At 71.9% G+C, this 18,861-nt stretch carries 12 protein-coding genes and 1 pseudogene; 7 read left to right on the top strand and 6 right to left on the bottom strand.

What is annotated here, in order from left to right; all coding sequences use genetic code 11:
* Positions 1 to 105: 105 nt before the first annotated feature.
* Together G9272_RS02985 and G9272_RS02980 are read right to left on the bottom strand one after the other, a co-directional pair.
* Positions 106 to 5,274 (bottom strand): hypothetical protein, encoded by a 5,169-nt coding sequence (locus G9272_RS02985; protein ID WP_171395061.1) that lies wholly within the window; start codon positions 5,272 to 5,274, stop codon positions 106 to 108.
* 259 nt (positions 5,275 to 5,533) lie between these two features.
* Positions 5,534 to 6,712 carry a S1 family peptidase gene (locus tag G9272_RS02980; protein ID WP_171395060.1) on the bottom strand — a complete coding sequence of 393 codons (1,179 nt, stop codon included), beginning with the start codon at positions 6,710 to 6,712 and terminating at the stop codon, positions 5,534 to 5,536.
* A 289-nt stretch (positions 6,713 to 7,001) separates the two neighbouring features.
* Between G9272_RS02980 and G9272_RS02975 the strand changes: the two genes are divergently transcribed.
* Together G9272_RS02975 and G9272_RS02970 are read left to right on the top strand one after the other, a co-directional pair.
* Positions 7,002 to 8,759: a cation:proton antiporter gene (locus G9272_RS02975; protein WP_171395059.1), complete on the top strand. Its 1,758-nt coding sequence runs from the start codon at positions 7,002 to 7,004 to the stop codon at positions 8,757 to 8,759.
* Positions 8,756 to 10,072: a DUF2254 domain-containing protein gene (locus G9272_RS02970; protein ID WP_171395058.1), complete on the top strand. Its 1,317-nt coding sequence runs from the start codon at positions 8,756 to 8,758 to the stop codon at positions 10,070 to 10,072. The genes G9272_RS02975 and G9272_RS02970 overlap by 4 nt, the downstream gene beginning before the upstream one ends.
* 129 nt (positions 10,073 to 10,201) lie before the next feature.
* Here G9272_RS02970 and G9272_RS02965 read toward each other — a convergent pair whose 3' ends face one another.
* On the bottom strand, positions 10,202 to 12,025 hold the full coding sequence (locus G9272_RS02965) for a glycoside hydrolase family 15 protein (protein WP_171395057.1): 1,824 nt from the start codon (positions 12,023 to 12,025) through the stop codon (positions 10,202 to 10,204).
* A 254-nt stretch (positions 12,026 to 12,279) separates the two neighbouring features.
* Here G9272_RS02965 and G9272_RS02960 point away from each other — a divergent pair, with 254 nt between their 5' ends.
* The 3 genes from G9272_RS02960 to gap all read left to right on the top strand — a co-directional run bounded on the left by G9272_RS02960 (position 12,280) and on the right by gap (position 14,927).
* The gene (locus tag G9272_RS02960) at positions 12,280 to 12,672 is read left to right on the top strand and encodes a DUF7144 family membrane protein (protein WP_171395056.1); all 393 of its coding nucleotides are present in this window, start codon (positions 12,280 to 12,282) and stop codon (positions 12,670 to 12,672) included.
* A 111-nt stretch (positions 12,673 to 12,783) separates the two neighbouring features.
* Positions 12,784 to 13,740 carry a GlxA family transcriptional regulator gene (locus G9272_RS02955; protein WP_171395055.1) on the top strand — a complete coding sequence of 319 codons (957 nt, stop codon included), beginning with the start codon at positions 12,784 to 12,786 and terminating at the stop codon, positions 13,738 to 13,740.
* Between the two features lie 188 nt (positions 13,741 to 13,928).
* A complete protein-coding gene (gap, locus tag G9272_RS02950; protein WP_171395054.1) occupies positions 13,929 to 14,927 on the top strand; it encodes a type I glyceraldehyde-3-phosphate dehydrogenase in 999 nt (332 codons plus the stop codon).
* Positions 14,928 to 15,097: 170 nt separating this feature from the next.
* Here the strand turns inward: gap and G9272_RS02945 are convergent, their stop codons facing one another.
* Positions 15,098 to 15,979, bottom strand: a complete 882-nt coding sequence (locus tag G9272_RS02945; RefSeq protein ID WP_171395053.1) for a helix-turn-helix transcriptional regulator — start codon at positions 15,977 to 15,979, stop codon at positions 15,098 to 15,100.
* Between the two features lie 106 nt (positions 15,980 to 16,085).
* Here G9272_RS02945 and G9272_RS02940 point away from each other — a divergent pair, with 106 nt between their 5' ends.
* Positions 16,086 to 16,784 carry an SDR family NAD(P)-dependent oxidoreductase gene (locus G9272_RS02940; protein WP_171395052.1) on the top strand — a complete coding sequence of 233 codons (699 nt, stop codon included), beginning with the start codon at positions 16,086 to 16,088 and terminating at the stop codon, positions 16,782 to 16,784.
* A gap of 28 nt (positions 16,785 to 16,812) precedes the next feature.
* On the opposite strand, the gene G9272_RS02935 is transcribed toward G9272_RS02940, so the two are convergent.
* Entirely contained in the window at positions 16,813 to 17,715 is a 903-nt protein-coding gene (locus tag G9272_RS02935) for a LysR family transcriptional regulator (RefSeq protein ID WP_171395051.1), read from the bottom strand.
* A gap of 72 nt (positions 17,716 to 17,787) precedes the next feature.
* On the opposite strand from G9272_RS02935, the gene G9272_RS02930 reads away from it, so the two are divergent.
* Positions 17,788 to 18,180, top strand: a complete 393-nt coding sequence (locus tag G9272_RS02930; protein WP_171395050.1) for a RidA family protein — start codon at positions 17,788 to 17,790, stop codon at positions 18,178 to 18,180.
* A 114-nt stretch (positions 18,181 to 18,294) separates the two neighbouring features.
* Here G9272_RS02930 and G9272_RS02925 read toward each other — a convergent pair.
* Positions 18,295 to 18,830: pseudogene (locus G9272_RS02925) on the bottom strand (GNAT family N-acetyltransferase).
* Positions 18,831 to 18,861 lie beyond the last annotated feature (31 nt).

Below are 18,861 nucleotides of genomic sequence, written 5' to 3'. Positions count from 1 at the left end.
GGGGGTGTACCGGACCGCGCGGCCCGGTAGCGGAAGGCGGCAGGCTCGTCGTCCACGCCGGCGGCGCCCCCGACCCGGCAGGACGGCACCGCCGCGCCCGACGCATCAGGCCAGGTGACCCCCCGGATCCCGCAGACGCCCGGCGTTCGCCGCGTCGGCCAGCATGCGCCGCACCGCGGGCGCGGGCATCCGGACGACCACCGGCTCCGGCAGCGTGACCTCCTGCACGGCCGTCGCGCGGCGGCCCGAACGCACCCGGTCGCTCACCTCCGCCACCGCCCGCACGTCCAGCGTGAACTGCACCAGCACCGACTCGGCCTTGGGCTTGTGCAGCGGTATCGAACCGGCGGCGTTGGCGGCGGTCGCGGTGGCGCTGCCGGAACCGTCCACGGTGCCGAGGAGCTGGTTCATCCGGAACTCGTCCGCGTTCAACACCCCCGCGCCGAGCAGGCCGCGCGCCGACCGGCCGTGCTCGTTGGCCTGCTGGCCGTCGGTACCCGCCGGGCGCGGCGCGTCCAGCCCGCTCTGCGCGACCGTCTCGAAGGTCATCTTGTCGCCCACGCCCAGCACCCGGCCGCCGCGCAGCCGGGCGTGCAGCGAGGCGCGCAGGTCCTGGCCCGACGCGCCGGTCGCGTGCACCGGCGGAAGGTCGACGCCCGCGGCGGTCAGCAGCGGCAGCGCCGCGATCAGCCACTCCGTGGAGACGGCCTCGCGCAACAGGTGATACGCGGCCTCGCCGCCGGTGCGGAACCGCGCGCCGCCGCCCGCCCGCTGGACCGCGTCGTCGACCGCCTGCCGCACCCTGGGCGTCCCCCGGAACCCGTTGACCTGGGCCTCCATCGGCAGCCGGACCCCGGAGTCGCGCCAGGGACCGAGCCGGTCGGCACCCGCGTCCGCGGCGGCCACCGCGTGCACACCGACCTGCTGGGGCGGTACCGGGGCGAGCTGCGACAGCGCACGCAGATCCGCGGCGAGCACCCGGTGGGTCAGGCTCAGGCCCTTCAACGGCGCGAGGGCCAGTCGGCGGTTGCCGGAGAACACCTCCAGGGTCGCCTCGATCGGCACGTTCATCCGGGCCGACGGGGCGGACGCCGCCTCCGCGACGGTCTTCACGCCCAGCTGGGCACGCCCGACACCCACGGAGCGCCGCGAGTCGCTCGCGCCGAGACCGAGCCCCGCGGCGGCGCCGACGCTCTTCAACTGGCCCGCGCCCCCGTCGGGTTTCCCGGAACCGGCCAGGACCGCCTCGACGCCCCGGCTGTCGCTCTCGTCGTGCGCGGTGGCCCGCTGGGCGGCGGCGGAGGTGATGTACTCCATGTCCCGGCCGTCGGACGCGGTCTCCACATAGCTGCCCCGCCCGGTCCTGCGGATACGGAACAGCGCCCGGTAGGGCCGTTTGCGCCCGTCGAGCAGCTCGACGCCCACCCCGCCGTCCATCGCGCTCGACAACAGGCCCGCCGAGCCGTCCCGGTCGAGCACCCGTAGCAGCCGCTGCACATTGTCGTTGCGGTCCGACAGATGGGTACGCGGCAGCAGGTCGTCCGCGAGGGAGGCACCGAGGCGCCCCCGGATCCCCTCCAGCAGCGGCACGAAGTCGGGCAGGTCCTCGATCATGCCGAAGCCGAGCGGAAGCGACTCGGCCAGCGCGGGAACCGGGGCCGGGGGCACCAGGGGCGCGCTCTTCGGAGCACCGCCGAAGGCCGAGGTGGCCGCGGCCGAGGTCTCCGTCTCCGCCCCGGCCCGTGCCGTCCCGGCAGGCCGCGAGGACTTGTCGGAGATCCCGGAGTTCTCGGATTTCCCGGACTTTCCGGACGTCTTCGCCGACGTCGTGCCCGAACCGGAGGCCGCGTCCTCGCGCCCCTGTTCGCCCGGTACCTTCAGCCCCGCCGCCCGTAGCTGACGTTCGGTCAGCCACACCGCGACCGCCCCCGGCACCGTACGGCCACCGCGCGCCACGTACGGGCCGCCGCCCGTCACCGCGACCTCGGCGACCATGCGCACCACCAGATCGCACTGCACCAGATAGAGCGGGCTCTTGCGGGAGGTGTGCGCGTTGCGTTCGACGGTGCCGACCAGCGTGGACGCCGTAGTGTCGCCGCTGCCCAAATTCCGGCCGGCCGCCACCCCCTCGGCGAGACGCCACTCGGCGCCGTTCTCCGCGCCCGTCAGGCCGCCCTGCACCGAGACGTGGTGACTCGTGCCCTCCTGCCCGGTGACCTGATGCCCACCCAGCACGAAGGTCTCGGTGCCCGCCCCCGTGCCCTGATGGACGACCCGCCCACCGGTCAGCGCGAACCGGGTGCCGACCGCGCCGGTCAGCCCGGCCAGCCGCCGCGCGTGCCGCAGGTTCTGCACCACCCAGCCGGCCGAGACGGCCTGCCGCAGCGCGGCCGTCACCGCCTGTGGGCTGAACCGGTCCTCGATCGCGAGCCGCGGCGCGAGCCCCTCCGTCTCCAGCGCCCGGTCCTCCCGCGCCTCCTTGTTGCGGGCGGCGGCCCGCGCCAGCAGCTCGAAGGCCAGGTCCCGCACCGGCTGCCCGTCGCCCACGGTCTCCACCAGCGTCCAGTCCCGCACACCCCGCCTGCCGCCCAGCTGCCGCGACGCCAGACCGGCCAGGTCACCGATGCCCGCCGCCGTGAACTCCGTCCGCGTATCACGGTGGCCCGCCCTGCGGGCGGCGGTCGCCTCGTCCAGCTGCCGCTTGGCGTCGCCGTCCAGGGTGAACGCGGTCGGGGTGAGCAGACGCACGTCCTGAGCGTCGAGGGGCAGCGTGCCGACCCGCGCGGCGGCGGGCGCGTCCCGGCCCGGTGCGCCGGGGGTGAGCGCGCGGGCCGCCTTGCGCTGCCGGGATGTCATCGTCACGTCGACGTTCAGGCTCAGCGCCCCGCCGAACACGCTCGCGTCCTCGGAACCGTTGGTGAGGACGTCGGTGCGCAGGGTCGGCCCGGCGAGGCCGCGCCGGGTCGTCGTACGGCCCTTCTCGGCACGCGCCGACAGGGTCAGAGCGCCGGGGATCAGCCGGAACTGGCCGAGCGCCATCCCGCCGACCGTGCGTGAACTCGCCCGCCCGCTCTGGAGGTTGCTCGTGACGCCCGCGTGGCTGCGGACGAGCCAGTCCTTGGTCTCACCGAGGTGACCGGTCTCCCGCAGCGAACCGGTGACCTTCAGCTGCACGTCGTGCGTGTGGAAGCGGGACTTGCGGCGCAACCGCACCCGGACGCCGGTGGACAGCAACTGGTCCTTGTTGACCCGCAGGTTGGTCTCCGACAGTACGGTCACCAGCTCGCGGTAGTTGCGCCGCTGGACCTCGGCCTCCTCAGGGCTGAGATCACGCGGCTGCTCCTCCTCCCCGAAGGCGGGAAGATACCCGGCGAGCCGCGCATCGGTGGCGAACAGCCGCGTCACGGCCCGCATCATCGGCGCGGTGTCCAGCCGGCTGATCGCCACGCTGGAGCCCATCGCGCCGAACGGCAGGTGCCGCACGTCGTGCTCGGCGGCTCCGTCCTCGCCCGCCCGTTCGCCGTTCTCCGTCAGGTCCTGCTCGGTCGCGGTTGCCTTCCCCTTGCCCTTGACGTCCTTCCCGGCACGTTCCGGACGCTTGACGAACTCGCCGGCCGTCACCCCCTCGGGCAGGGGCAGCCCCAGCTCCTGGGCCTCGTCGGCCCGCAGCGAGACCCAGACCCGCATCGTGTGGTGCGCGGTACGGCCGCCGCCCCGCGCCCTGGTCAGGGGTGAGGTCGGACCGGTGCCCTCGACGGTGAACAGCACGGTGCCCAGATAGAGCACCTTCTCGCCGCGGACCTCCGCGCCCTGCCGGCTGGACACGGTCTGCTCGGCCACGCTGAACCGCGCCTTGCGCGCACCGGCGACGGGCATGACGGTGCCGCGGACGGCGGCCGCGTTCCCGAGGACACCGAACCCCGCCGCCGGACCGACGCCGAAGGCACCGCCACGGCCCTTGCCCGCTGTGTCCGTCACCGCGTGCTGCGACTGCTGATGGGTGCGCAGCTGCGTCTTGCCGGTGCTCCACCCGGGGGCCAGCTCGGTGATCGCGGCCCGCATCCGGTAGGTGCCGGTGGTGCTGCCGTCCCTGCTGGTCAGATCCTCGCCGACGACCCCGTCACGCAGCAGCCGGGGCAGGTCCTCCAGCACGGTCGCGGTGGCGGTGGCCTCGTACAGCCGGGCCCGGCCGGGAGCACCGGGCCAGGTCAGGGACGGATGCAGCGCGGAGGCGACCGCGTCGAAGAGACCGCCGCCGCCCTGGTGCGGCGCGGCCCGGTCCGAGACGGCGAGCGGGGCCATGGAATCGGCCAGCGACACGGCCCGGGCTGTCTCGGGGGCCACCGGACGCGGACGGGGCAGCGGCCCGGCGGCCGTCGGCACCAGATGCTCCACCGGCACCCGCATCGTCAGAGCGCCGGCCCCACCGGCGTTCCGGGCCGAGCGCTCGCCGTCCTTCATGATCCGCACGTTGTAGCGGACCCGGCGCGATACCTCGACCGACCCCTTGTCACTGCGCAGAACCCGCGGCTCCGCCATGTTCCGCTGGGTGCGGGAGTCCCGCGACGACTGGAACGGCTGGGCATTGACGGTGGCCGCCCCGCCGACCCAGACGCCGGGCGCGACCGGGGCCAGCCCGAACCCGGTGAACGCCACGCCCTTCGACGCGGATCCGCTCGTACTCTGCGCCACGGTGGCGGCCGAGTTGTGCTGCACGTCGACCTTGGTGGCCGCGCCCTCGCTGTCCGGACCCGCGGCGGAGAAGACGCCGGGACGGTCGTCGTCGGCGGGCGAGACGCTCACCGTGACGTCGTAACGGTCCGTACCCCGCACCCCGGTGACGGCGAAGGCCCGGCCGCGCCCGTAGAAGGACTCGGGACGCCCGGCGAGCTCCGCGGCGATCTCGGCGACCACACCGTCGCGCCGCCCGACGACATCGGCCAGCGTGGTGGTGACGAACTCGTGGCCGGTGAGCCCGTACGCCGTGGACAGCCCCGCCGCCTCCATGTCCCGTAGATACGACGGGAGTTCGAGGGCGTCGTCCCCGACCTCCTCGATGGCGGGCGGTACCTGCGGGGGCCTGCGCCGGACGGTGGACGGGCCGGCCGCGTTCAGCGCGGCGACGGTCGCCGCGTTGCCCGCGGTCTGCTGAAGCCCCAGCAGGGGATTCGGGCCACTGCTCCGACCGGCCACGTGGGGCGCCCGGGTCGCCCGCGGGGACCGCTCGAGGGCACTGCCATGACGGTCGTCGCCCGCCTGCCGCTGTTCTCGCACGCGCGTCAGCGTAAGGACGCTCCGACGGCCCGACAGGCGGCACGCGAAGTGTTCAACTGCCGTACTCCTGGGGGTCGTCGGACCACGTCAACGGGCGATGGTGACCGCCCCGGGCATGGCGTCCGCTCCCTGTCCGAGCGGTCCAGGAGGGGCTCCGCACGCCGGACGCACACCGGACGCACACCGGACGCACACCGGACGCGCACCGGGTGTACGCCGGAGGCACGGAACCCCTCAGGCCGTCCTTCTCCTTTCGCGGTCAGTAGGTGTGGAGGGTGAGCCCGTAGCGGCTGAGGATCTCGTTCACCGGCTGGAACCACGTCTCGCCGCCGCCGGTGCAGTTGCCCCAGCCGCCGGAGGTGACGCCCTGTGCCTGGTCGCCGCTGATGAACGAGCCGCCGGAGTCGCCCCCTTCGGCGCAGACGCTCGTCTTCGTCATCTGGTGCACGGCCCCCTGGCTGTAGTTGACGGTCTCGTTCTTCGCCAGCACCGTGCCGCAGTGCCAGTGCGTGGTCGACCCGGACCGGCAGACGGAGGCGCCCACCGGTGCCTCGGCCGAGCCGCGCACCAACTGGTCGGAGACCGTGCCCCAGCCGAGCACGACCGGCACCGTCCACCAGCCGCTGCCCACGTTGACCCAGGCGTAGTCGTTGTCGGGGAACGATGAGCCCTGGAAGTTGCCGATGTACGAGCCGTCCCAGCCCCGGACACCCGCACCGGCCTGGCCGCAGTGACCGGCGGTGACGAACCCGCCGTGGACCGAGAAGCCGATCGAGCAGCGGACGTTGCCCGTGTAGTAGGGGTCGCCGCCGACCGTGCCCGCCGCGAAGGTGCGCGGGGTCGCGGCGACCGTCTCGACGCTGACGGGACCGGCGGCACGGGCCTGCGCCAGGAATCGCTGGACATCGTTGTCGGAGTCCTCGCCCCGGACGACCGTGACCACCACGGTGTTCGTCGCCGCGTCGACGTGCCAACCACTCACCCCCGAGGGGGCGGAGAGCCGGTCGATGCGTGACTTCGCCGCGTCCAGCACCCGTGCGCTGTGCTCGACGACCCGGACGCCTGCGCCCTCGGCGCGAATCGCCGCGCGCGTGGCCTGCGAACTCTTTGAGGTGACGGCCACCGTGAGACGGCCGTCGGCGGCGTCGAACCAGGACCCGGCGTACGCAGTCCCCGCCGTGCGGCGCGCCCTCGGTTCGAGCGCGGTGGCGTCGCGTTCGGCCTCGAGCCGGGCCACCGCCTGCTCCTTCGTGAGCCCGAACTCCTTCCGCATGCCGTCGAGCAGTGCGGCGGAGGCGGGGGCGGCGTCGGCGGCCGACGGGGAGGAGGCCGTGGCACCGCCCCCGCTCGCCGCCGCGGGCAGCGTGCCCGCGCCACCGAGCCCGGCCAGGGTGAGGAGCGCGGCCAGGCAGACGTGCTTGAACCTTGTGCGTCTCATGGGAGTTGCCCTTCGTCGTTCCAGGAAGTGGGGGTGGAACAGCGGATGGGTGAGAGCGCTCTCAGATGTGGCGCGGCAGAGCCTAGCCGGGTCCGCTTGTCAGGTCTAGGCCAATGTGAGCCCTGTTTTCGCCCCGCCTCCGGCCGACGAGCAGTCCGCTCAAGGCCTCCGGGGCCTCGGTGGGGCCGATGGGGTGGTGGGATCCGTGTCCGGCTGGGATCGGCGGCCATGGGACGTGCGGACGCGGTTGAATCCCACCGGCCTGAGAGTCAAGAGGAGGACAACCGCTATGACCGGCGAGGACATCCTCCTGGGTATCGCCCTGACCGTCGCCCTCGCCACGGGCTCGCAGATCCTGGCGAACAAGCTGCGTGTTCCCGCACTGATCGTCCTGCTGCCGGTCGGCTTCGCGGCGGGGGCCGTGACCGACGTCATTCACCCCGGGCAGCTCGTCGGCCCGGACTTTCCCGCGCTGGTCTCGCTGTCCGTCGCCGTGATCCTCTACGACGCGGGCCTCGGACTGAACCTGCGCAACCTCACCGGCCGTACCCGCGGCACCGTGGTACGGCTGCTGATCATCGGCATCCTGGTCACCTTCTTCGCCGTCGCGGGCATCGGACCGGCCCTGTTCGGCATCCCGCTGCGGGTGGCGGCGATGATCGGCGTGATCCTCGTGGTGTCCGGCCCCACCGTCGTCGGCCCCCTGCTCGAATACGTCAGACCGACGGACAAGCTGCGGCGCATCCTGATCTGGGAAGGAACGCTGACCGACCCGATCGGCGGCATTCTCGGCGCCATCGTGTTCCACGCGGTCGCGACCAGCCATCCGATCGACATCGGCCGGGGCTACCAGATCGGGCAGTTCCTCCTCAGCATGGGCGTGGGCCTCGCGGGCGGTGCGGTGGCCACCGTCGTCCTGTGGCTGGCCCTGCACAAGCTGAGGCTCGGCGAGACGCTCGGCACCCTCGCCCAGCTGGCGACGGTCATCCTCGTCTCCGCGCTCTGTGACATCGTCCGCGACGACACCGGCCTCATCGCCGCCATCGTCACCGGACTCGCCATCACCAACCTGCCGGGGATGGACATGCCGGCCCGCAGACCGTTCCTCGAAACACTCGTCCAGATGATCATCGGTCTGCTGTTCATCTCCATCTCCTCCGCCGTCACCCCCGCGTCCGTGGTGCCCGTGCTCGTCCCCTCCCTGATCCTGATCGCCGTGCTCGTCCTCCTGATCCGGCCGCTCGTCGCGTACGCGGCGGCCCGGGGGTCCGATCTCACCATGGGCGAATGGGGCTTCATCGGGTGGATGGCACCGCGCGGCATCGTCGCCGCCTCGACCGCGTCCGCCTTCTCCGCCGCCCTGGTGGAGAAGGGACTGCCCGGCGCGTCCAAGATCCTTCCGATCACCTTCCTCGTGATCGTGGGGACGGTCCTGCTCTACGCGCTGACCGCCGCCCCCGTGGCCCGGAAGCTGGAGGTCGTCCGGTCGGCGCGGACGCGCCCTCTGCTGGTCGGCGGGGCCCCGTGGGTGATCGGCCTGGGACAGGCCCTGAAGACCGCGGGACTCGACGTGCTGATGTGGGCCGGACTCGACGAGGAACGCGAGCGGATCACCTCGGCCGGGATCGACCTCGCCCATGGCGAGATGCTGGCGACCGCCACCAACCCCCGAGCCCGCTTGGAGGGCGTGACGGCGGTGTTCCTGCTCACCGACGACGACGATTTCAACGCCCTCGCCTCGGTCGTCATCAAGGACAACGTGCAGGGGCCCGTCTACCGGGTGGGGCCGCCGCGGGACAGCCACGGGGTGGTCGCCCCCTACACCGGCGGCGACATCCTCTTCGGCCGCGCACTCGTCCGACAGCGACTCGCGGCCCGCTACGAGCGGGGTGCCCGCTTCCATGTGCGGCCCGGATCCACGCCGGTCCCCCCGGACCACGACATCCTGTTCGTCGTCCGCGCCGACGGCCGGCTGGCCCCGGTCACCGGGACCCAGACCATCACACCGCTGCCGGGCGACACCGCCGTTCTGATGGGTTCCGTATGACCTCCTGGGCCGCCCGCTTCCGACTGAGGCAGTACGTCAAGGCCAGTCTCTGGATCGTCCCGCTGTTCGGGCTCGTGCTCGGCGTCGCCCTGGCCGAGGCGGCTGCCTCCGTGGACGGGGCGTCCTGGCTGCCGTCGACCTGGGACTACTCCGCGTCGACCGCGACCAGTGTCCTCAGCTCCGTGGTCGGATCGATGATCGCGCTGCTCGGGTTCGTCGTCACCATCGGCGTCCTCGTCATCCAGCAGGCCACCGGCACCCTCTCACCGCGGTACATGCGGCTCTGGTATCGCGACCGGTTGCAGAAAGCAGTGCTGGGCACGTTCACCGGCACTTTCGCTTTCGCGTACACGCTGCTGCGGAGCATCGAGACGGACTCCGTGCCCAACCTCGGCGTGTCCATGGCCGGTATCGCCGTCTCCGCAAGCCTCCTTCTCCTGCTGATCTACCTCAACCGCTTCACCCACAACCTGCGGCCGGTGGCGATCGCGGACATCGTGGGACGCTCGGGCGAACAGGTCGTCCATCACGCGGCGGCACACCTACGGAGCACCGCTGCGCCCGACAAGGCCCCGCCGACGACCGGCTCGGTGACCCGTATCCGGTCGGAACGCGGCGGTGTCGTCCAGGCGTTGAACGTACCCGGGATGGTCTCGCTCGCGGCCCGGCACGACTGCGTGTTCGTGCTGGCCGCCTCCGTCGGCGACTTCGTGCCGCCCGGCGGCACCGTCGTCGAGGTCCACAGCGCCGCGTCCCCGCCCGACCCGCAACGGGTGACAGACCTTCTCGCCCTCGGGGCGGAGCGGACGATCGAGCAGGACCCGGCCTTCGCCCTGCGCATCCTGGTCGACATCGCCATCCGCGCCCTCTCACCCGCCGTCAACGACCCCACCACCGCCGTCCAGGTGCTGAACCACATCGAAGCGTTCCTGCACACCGTCGGCCGCGCCGGACCCCGCGGCCACTACGAGCTCGCCGACGACCGTGGCCGGCTGCGCCTCGTGCTGTCCGGCCGGCCCTGGGAGGACTACCTGGAGCTCGCGGTCACCGAGATCCGCGACTACGGCGCGACCTCCGTCCAGGTCTGCCGACGGCTGCGGGCCCTGCTCGAAGGTCTCCTCGCGAGCCTGCCGGACGAGTGCGGGCCCGCGCTGCACGCCGAACTCCGTCTCCTCGACGAGGCTGTCGAAAGGGAGTTCGCGGACGACCTCCGTCGCGCCGAGGCACGGACGGCCGACTCCCAGGGCATCGGGGGACGGCGCACCCGGGACGCTGCCCCCGGTGCTTCACCGCCCGACGAGCCCGGCCCGTAGGACCTCTCCCCGGCCGGGCGTCGTCCCCTCCCTCCCGGCGGGCAGGCGGGCAGGCGGGCAGGCGGGCGGGCACGGTCACCGCGGCCCGTGGGGCTCGAAGTCCGCCGGCGTGAACTCGCCGACTCCGGCTCAGTCGAGCCGCCGCTGCCGGTCGATGGCCTCGTCCAGGGTCGATGCCGCCATGATGAGGGACAGGTGGGTGAACGCCTGCGGGAAGTTGCCGAGTTGCTCGCCACTCGGGCCGATCTCCTCGGCGAAAAGGCCGACATGGTTGGCGTAGGTGTGCATCTTCTCGAAGGTGTAGCGCGCCGGCCGTACGCGCCCGGCCCGGGCCATGGCGTCGACGTAGAGGTAGGTGCAGAGGCTGAAGGTGCCCTCCGAGCCGCGCAGGCCGTCCGGGGAGGCGGCCGGGTCGTACCGGTACACGAGGCTGTCCGAGACCAGCTTGCGTTCCATCGCGTCCAGGGTGGAGAGCCAGCCGGGGCTCTTCGCGGCGAGGAAACCCACGCGCGGGATCAGCAGGAGGGAGGCGTCGAGGACGTCGCCGCCGTAGTGCTGCACCAGGGCCTGCTCGGCATGGCTCCAGCCCTTGTCCATCACCTGGTCGAGGATGCTGTCGCGGGCGTTGCGCCAGCGCGGGATGTCGGCGGGGCGGCTCAGTTCGGTCGCCATGCGCATGCCTCGATCGAAGGCGACCCAGCACATCACCCGGCTGAACGTGAAGTCGTTACGGCCTCCGCGGGTCTCCCAGACGCCCTCGTCGGGACGGTCCCAGTTGTCGCACAGCCAGTCCAACGTCCGGGCCAGCCCCTTCCAGCCGTGGTAGCCCAGCTCCACGCCGATGTCCATGCCCTCGGCCATGGCGTAGAGGGACTCGCCGTAGATGTCGAGCTGCAACTGGTCGGCGGCCGCGTTGCCGGCCCGGACCGGCCTCGATCCCCGGTAGCCCTCCCAGTGGTCGAGGGTCTCCTCGGTCAGGTGCGGGTCCCCGTCGACCCGGTACATGATCTGGAGGCGTTCGCCGGGCAGCTCCGCCCGGTCGTGCATCCGGTCGCCCAGCCACTTGGTGAACGCCGACGCCTCCTCGGTGAACCCGAGGTCGAGCAGGGCCCGTACCGAGAGCGATCCGTCTCTCACCCACGAGTACCGGTAGTCCCAGTTGCGCTCACCGCCGACCTGTTCCGGCAGGCCCATGGTGGCGGCGGCGACCGGCGCACCGGTCGGGTGGTAGGTGAGGAGTTTGATCGTGATGGCGGAGCGGTTCACCATCTCGCCCCAACGCCCCCGGTAGTGGGAGGTGCGCAGCCACTTCTGCCAGAAGTCCACCTCGCGCCACAGAGCGGACGTCACGCTCTCGACCGTGGGCGGCGGCGGTGCCTCACCGTCGACCGCGCACGTGGTGAAGACGGCGACGGCCGACTCGCCGCTGCCGAGCGTGACCGCACCCCGTACGTCCTGCCCGTCCCGCGCGAGCGGGAAGCCGGCCTGTAGATGACCGGCGATCCCGGGGCCCCGGAACACCGCCTCCTGGGGTCGCAGATCGAGCTCGTGCTCGGCCCGGCCGTAGTCGAAGCGCGGCCTGCACTCCAGCAGGAACCGCACGGTGCCGCGCACCACGCGAATCACCCGCATCAGGCAGTGGCGGTCGGTGGGGACACGGCTGGTGTTCGCCGGCATCCAGTCGATGACCTCGCCGACGCCCTCCGGCGACATGAACCTCGTGACCAGCACGCCGGTGTCCGGGTAGTAGAGCTGCTTGCACGTCATGTCGGCATGCTCGGGTGCCAGCCGGAAGTACCCGCCACGGTCATGGTCGAGCAGCGAGGCGAAGACACTGGGCGAGTCGAACCTCGGCGAGCAGAACCAGTTCACCACGCCCTGGGAGGACACGAGGGCGGCGGTCTGAAGGTCGCCGACCAGACCGTGGTCGGCGATGGGGGGATAGCGGTCCATGAGCGTCCAATCCCAAGGGTGCCGTCGCCGCCCACTATCCGGCAGGCCATGCGGGGGCGCCTGTCGGAGCCGCCGTCGGCAAGGCCCGTCGGGCCCGTGGCCGGCTGCCGCCGGCACCCACGAGCCGGGCGTCCGAGGACACCGTCGGCCGCGCAACCCCAACGGGCCATCACTGATTGCGACCTGCCGTGGTGCTGCGTCTGATGGATCCCATGCAGCGACAAGCCTCTCTCTCAGACGACGCCATACCTCCGATGGAGCGCTCGCACTGGGTGGCCTTCGCCGGGATCCTGCTGCTGGTCAGCGCTCTTTTCAACCTGCTCAACGGATTCGTGGCGATCTTCAATCACGGCTACTACTCGAAGGCCTACTCCGAGGGCAACCGGCTGCTCATCTTCAACTACACGGCCTGGGGCTGGATCTGGGTCGCCATCGGCATCGTGATGGCCCTGGCGGGCATCGGCGTGCTCGTGGGCTCCAGGGCGGCACGGCTGACGGGCCTCTGTCTGGCGGTGTTCTGCCTGGTCGGGCAGATGATCTTCCTGCCGGTCTACCCGTTCTGGTCGCTGGCCACCATGGTCGTGTCCGCGCTGGTCATCTACGGGCTGATCGCCGAGCCGCGGCACGTGCCCGGGGCGCACGTCTAGCGCGGAGCACCGCAGGACGGCGCCGCATCGGGGATCCGCCGACCACCCGGCGCCGGTGGGCGCGGGCGGTGCCGCCGATACCACGGCCCGTACCCCCGTACCCTGTTCCGGGTGTCGTCCTCCCGCCTGCAACGTGTCGCCGTCCTTGTGCTCGAGGGGGCCAAGCCGCTCGACGTCGGCATTCCCGCGCAGGTGTTCACGACCCGCGCCAGCATGCCGTACGAGGTGCGGGTGTGCGGCGCGGCGCCCGGTCTGGTGACCGGCGGGGACGGGTTGTCGTATCACGTGGCGCACGGTCTGGACGCGCTCGAGTGGGCCGACGTCGTGTTTCTTCCCGGCTACCGATTTCCGGACCTCGACGATCCGCCGCCGGCGGTCCTGCGCGCGCTGCTGGCCGCCCACGCCCGGGGCGCTCGGCTGGCCGCCATCTCGACGGGGGCCTTCGCGCTGGCCGCCACGGGCCTGCTCGACGGCCGGCGTGCCACGACCCACTGGCACTACACCCGGGCGCTGGCGGCGAAGCACCCGCTCGTCCAGGTCGACGAGAACGTCCTGTTCGTCGACGAGGGCAGCGTGCTGACGTCGGCCGGCGCCGCCTCCGGGATCGACCTGTGCCTGCACATCCTGCGCCGCGACCTCGGGGTGGCCGCCTCGAACCACGCGGCCCGGCGCCTGGTCGCCGCGCCCTACCGCAGCGGAGGCCAGGCGCAGTACGTGCCGCGCAGCGTGCCGGAGCCGCTGGGCGAGCGGTTCGCCGCCACCCGGGAGTGGGCGCTGCACCGACTCGACGAGCCCCTCACCCTCGAGACACTGGCCCGGCACGCCGCCGTCTCGGAGCGCACCTTCTCGCGGCGCTTCGTCGAGGACACGGGGTACACGCCCATGCAGTGGGTCATGCGCGCCCGTATCGACATGGCCCGTGAGCTGCTCGAACGCTCCGAGCGCAGCGTCGAGCAGATCGCCGGGGACGTCGGACTCGGTACGGGAGCGAATCTGCGGACGCACTTCCAGCAGATCCTCGGCACCACACCGAGCGAATACCGGCGCACCTTCGCCAAGGGCGAGTAGCCGGTACGCCGGACGGGCGGGGCACGCCCGGGCCGACGGGGGCCCGTCCGGACAGGCCGGGTACGCCGGGTACGCCGCGTGGCGACGTGGCGAGATCCTTTCGAACCATGGCGCTCACGCCCAGGTCACCGATGGCCGCCACACGCGAGGCTGGTGGCGAACCGAAGGACCGAAGGGACATCACTTTCATGACTCGCATCGCCGTCAACGGATTCGGCCGCATCGGACGCAACGTGCTGCGCGCGCTCCTCCAGCGAGACAGCGACCTCGAGATCGTCGCCGTCAACGACCTCACGGAACCCGCCACGCTCGCGCGACTGCTCGCCTTCGACTCGACGGCCGGCCGGCTGGGTCGCCCGGTCAGCGTCGACGGCGACGTCCTTGTCGTCGACGGCCGTCGCATCAAGGTGCTCGCCGAGCGCGAACCGGCGCGACTGCCGTGGGCCGAGCTCGACGTCGACATCGTGCTGGAGGCGACCGGCCGGTTCACCTCGGCCAAGGACGCCCGTGCCCACCTCGACGCGGGCGCGAAGAAGGTCCTGGTCAGCGCCCCCTCGGACGGCGCCGACGTCACGCTCGCGTACGGCGTCAACACCGACGCCTACGACCCGGAGCTGCACACGATCGTCTCGAACGCGTCGTGCACGACCAACGCGCTCGCGCCGCTGGCCGCCGTGCTCGACGACCTCGCCGGCATCGAGCACGGCTTCATGACGACGGTGCACGCCTACACGCAGGAGCAGAACCTCCAGGACGGTCCGCACCGCGACCCGCGCCGCGCCCGTGCCGCCGGCGTGAACATCGTGCCGACCACGACGGGCGCCGCCAAGGCGATCGGCCTCGTGCTGCCGAACCTCGACGGCAAGCTGTCGGGGGACTCGATCCGGGTGCCGGTCCCGGTGGGTTCGATCGTCGAGCTCAACACGACCGTCGCCCGCGACGTGACGCGCGAGGACGTGCTGGCGGCGTACCGCACCGCGGCCGAGGGCCCGCTCGCCGGCGTCCTCGAGTACTCGGAGGACGCGCTCGTGTCGTCCGACATCGTCGGCAACCCTGCCTCGTCGATCTTCGACTCGGCCCTCACCCGTGTCGAAGGCCGCCATGTCAAGGTGGTCGCCTGGTACGACAACGAGTGGGGCTTCTCCCACCGTGTGATCGACACCCTCGAACTCCTCGCCGCGCGCTGACGCCAAGCCCTCCTGGCCCCTCCGGCCGTTCGCGGATCGTTCCGCGAACGGCCGGAGGCATGTCACCGGGCGGCTTCCCGGCGCGACCGGCGGCAGTCGGACCTGCCGAACCTGCCGGACCTGCTGGACCTGCCGGATCTGCCCACGTACGTGAGCACGTTCGAGGGTGGTCAGCAGGTGCGCGAGGGCGCGCTGTCGATGTCGGCAGCCAACGCGAGCCGCAATCTGGCCGCGTGCGCGCTGCCGGGCAGTGCGCTCAAGATGACGATCTTGAGGTCCGACTCGCCGTCGGTCAGGACGTCGCAGTCCACTTCGACAGGACCGACCTCAGGATGCTCGATCGTCTTGTGGTCCTCGCGGTGGGCTCCCACCGCGCCGCTCGCCCACAGCCGGGCGAAGGTCGGATTGCCCACGGTGAGGACACGGATCAGCTCGGCCAGGCGTGCGTCGTCGGGGAAACGACCGGTGGCGCGGCGCAGGTCGGACACGATGGCGAGGTCCGAGTCGGCGCTGTTCCGCACGGCCACCGGCCAGGAGGCGATGCGCACGGCGTCGGAACCGACCGGGAACCGCTCACGGGCGAAGTTGCGCAGCTCCGGCGGCGTGGTCGACGGGTCGCCGAGCAGCGCCGCCCATCCGGGGTTCCACCAGATCATCTGCCAGTCCGCGGCGAACACGGCGACCGCGACGTCTCCGAGCCGGTTCAGCACGCGGTGCACGCCCGGCGGGATGTCGTCGGGGATGAGGTCGTCGTGCGGGGGGACCAGCCCGGCCATGCGGTACAGGTGGTCGCGCTCGGGGACGGTCAGTCGCAGGGCGCGGGCGAGAGAGGCGACCACCTGGGCCGAAGGGGCCGTGGCCCGCCCCTGCTCCAGACGCACCACGTAGTCGACCGACACACCGGCGCGTTCGGCGAGTTCCTCGCGACGCAGCCCGGCCGCGCGGCGGGTCCGGGCCGACGGCAGCCCCACGGTCGACGGGGACAGCCGCTCTCGCCAGGCGCGGATCGTCGCACCCAGTCCAGCTCCCGCTTTCGTCGCCATGGCGCCCATCCTGCCCCACTCCCTCCCCGCCCGTGATCGCGGTGATCCTGGTACTGCCGTTCCTACGGTCGAAGCGTCCCTGGCCGGGGCCCGCCGCGGTGGGGACGATCGACGCATGACCACCACATTCATCACCGGAGCCAACAAGGGCCTCGGCCACGAGACCGCCCGCCGCCTCGTCGAACTCGGTCACACCGTGATCGTGGGAGCCCGCGACCCGGAGCGGGGCGCCGCAGCCGCGGCCACGCTGGGCGCGCGATTCGTCCGTATCGATGTCACCGACGACGCCTCCGTCGACGCCGCGGCGGCCGATGTCGCCGCACACGAAGGCGTACTCGACGTTCTGATCAACAACGCCGGCGTGCACGGTCCGCACGGCGATCCCGGCGACCTGACCGGCGCGGACGCTCTGGGCGTCTTCGATGTCAACGTCTTCGGCGCGGTCCGCACGACCACCGCCTTCCTCCCGCTGCTGCGCCGGTCGCCCGACCCGGTCATCATCAACGTCAGTAGTGGCATGGGGTCGCTCGCCCTCACGCACGACCCGTCGCGGGCCGAGTCCTCGGTCGTCGCCCCTCTGTACACCGCCTCGAAGGCGGCCCTCACCATGTTGACCACCCAGTACGCCAAGGGGCTGAAGGACATCCGCGTCAATGCCGCCGATCCCGGCTACACGGCGACCGACCTCAACGGCCACAGCGGCCCGCAGTCCGTCACCGAGGGCACCGACGCGATCGTCCGCCTCGCAACCGAGGCGCCCGGCGCCGGCTCGGGACGTTTCATCGACCGCACCGGTCCGATCGACCTTTCCTGAGGCAGAGTGGCCGTTCGGGCCAGGGCCGTCAGACCGGCGGCTCTTGGTCGAGAGCCGCCAGGAGGCGTGGGACCAGGGGGTTGGAGTCGTTCTTACGCCAGGCGACGGCGACTCGTGTGCGAGCGATGCCGGGCTCGATCCGTCGGAAGGCAACGCCTTTGAGGCGGATACGGCGGATGCTCTCCGGGGCAAGTGACACGCCCAGGCCGGTTTCCACCAGGGCGCAGACGGTCTGCCATTCCACGGCGTGCTGAGCCACCCGGGGCGTGAAGCCCGCCGCGACGCACAGGCCGGTGATCTGGTCGTACAGCGGCGGGCCGACGGCGCGAGGCAGGAGCACAAAGGGGCAGCCCGCCAACTGCTCGACGCGGACGAGTCGTTGCGCCGCCAATGGGTGCGCGGACGGCAGGACGGCCACGAACCGCTCGGTCAGCACGGTCCCGAATCCGAGTTCCGCGTCGTGGGCAGGCGGCTCGCGCAGCAGGCCGAGGTCGATGGTCCTCTCGCGCAGAGCGGCCAGTTGCGGTGTGGTGGTCATTTCCTGGATGTCCAGTTGCACGGCGGGAAACCGTTCCCGAAAGGTGCGCAGCAGGCCGGGCAGGACGGTCAGGGCCAGGGAGGCGGCGAAGCCGATCCGCAGGCGGCCTGCTCTGCCGCTGCCGACTTCGCGGGCTGCGGCCAGGCCGTCCGCGAGGCCGGTGAGGGCATGCCGGGCCGGGGGGAGGAGTTCGCGGCCCGCCGGGGTGAGGCCGATGCGCCCTGGCTCGCGGCTGAACAGCGCGTGCCCGACCCTGTCCTCCAGCCGCCGGATCTGCTGGCTCAGTGGCGGCTGGGCGATGCCCAGGCGGGTGGCGGCGCGGCCGAAGTGGAGTTCCTCGGCGAGTACCACGAAGGCGTGCAGCTGCTGAAGGGGAAGTTCGGGGCGCTCCATACGCCTAGAGATATCACCCCATGCCTGAAGCCGTATTGGACGTATCTGTGCTGGTCACCTAGCGTCCGGCGCATGACGGAGCGACGTTCCATCCTCAGCGGCTCGACGTTCGAAGAGCAGATCGGCTATGCCCGCGCCGTGGTCGACGGCGACTGGGTCCAGGTGTCCGGGACCACCGGATTCCACTACGCCACCATGACGATCTCCGATGACGTCGTGGAACAGGCCGAGCAGTGCCTGAGCAACATCGAGGCCGCGCTGACCGAAGCGAAGTGCACCTTCGCCGACGTGGTGCGGGTGCGCTATCTGTTGCCCGAGCGGGCCGACTTCGAGCCGTGCTGGCCGGTCCTGCGTCGCGCCTTCGGGCAGGTCCGACCGGCCGCCACGATGCTGGTGTGCGGCCTCGCCGATCCCCGCATGAAGATCGAGATCGAGGCGTACGCACGACGACGGGCCACCGCGTGACAGCTCGCGCATTCAGGGCCGTGAGCCTGGTGAACTGGCACTGGTTGGACGGCTCCGCCCAGGTGCGCCACGTCTGAGCCGGTCGCCCGACCGCGCGGTGCCTGCGTCACAGCGTCACATGGGGAGGGAGAACAGGCGTACCGGCCCCGAAGGCCAGTGCGCGTTGTCGTGCAGGGGCGTCACCATGGTGTGCAACGGCATGGTCACCAATCGGTTTCGGGTTGCTCGACGAGTACGTCGTCGTCGAGCGGACGCCACCCGAGGCGCTGGTACAGCGGCACGAGTGGGGGCCGGCAGAACAGGAGCGCGTGTCGAGGACCCATCGTGCGAGCGTGCTCGAGTGCCGCCGCGATCACCAGCCGAGCCAGCCCCTGGCCTCGTACATCGGGTGCGACGGCCACTCCTCCGACGCCCACGACCTCCGTCTCGGTGTCGCCGACCGCGACGGACAGCCGTAGCAGGCCGGCGTGTGCCACCAGCCGGTCGCCGTCTCTGACGCCGAAGTGATCTTCTTTGGGCAGCCAGCTCAACCCGGTCGCGGCGACACCGAAGGGGTCGTCACCGCCGCCGAGGATCTCGTCCTGCTCCGCCCTCGTGTACCGAAGGAGCCGTACCGCGGTCGGAGCCGCCGAGGATGAATTCTGAGGCATCCTCACATGATGATCTCTCCGTCCACGGGCC

Source organism: Streptomyces asoensis (assembly GCF_013085465.1).
Classification (GTDB): Bacteria; Actinomycetota; Actinomycetes; order Streptomycetales; family Streptomycetaceae; genus Streptomyces; species Streptomyces cacaoi_A.
The sequence above is the reverse complement of the archived record's forward strand: the minus strand, read 5'-3'. Positions and strand labels throughout refer to the sequence as shown.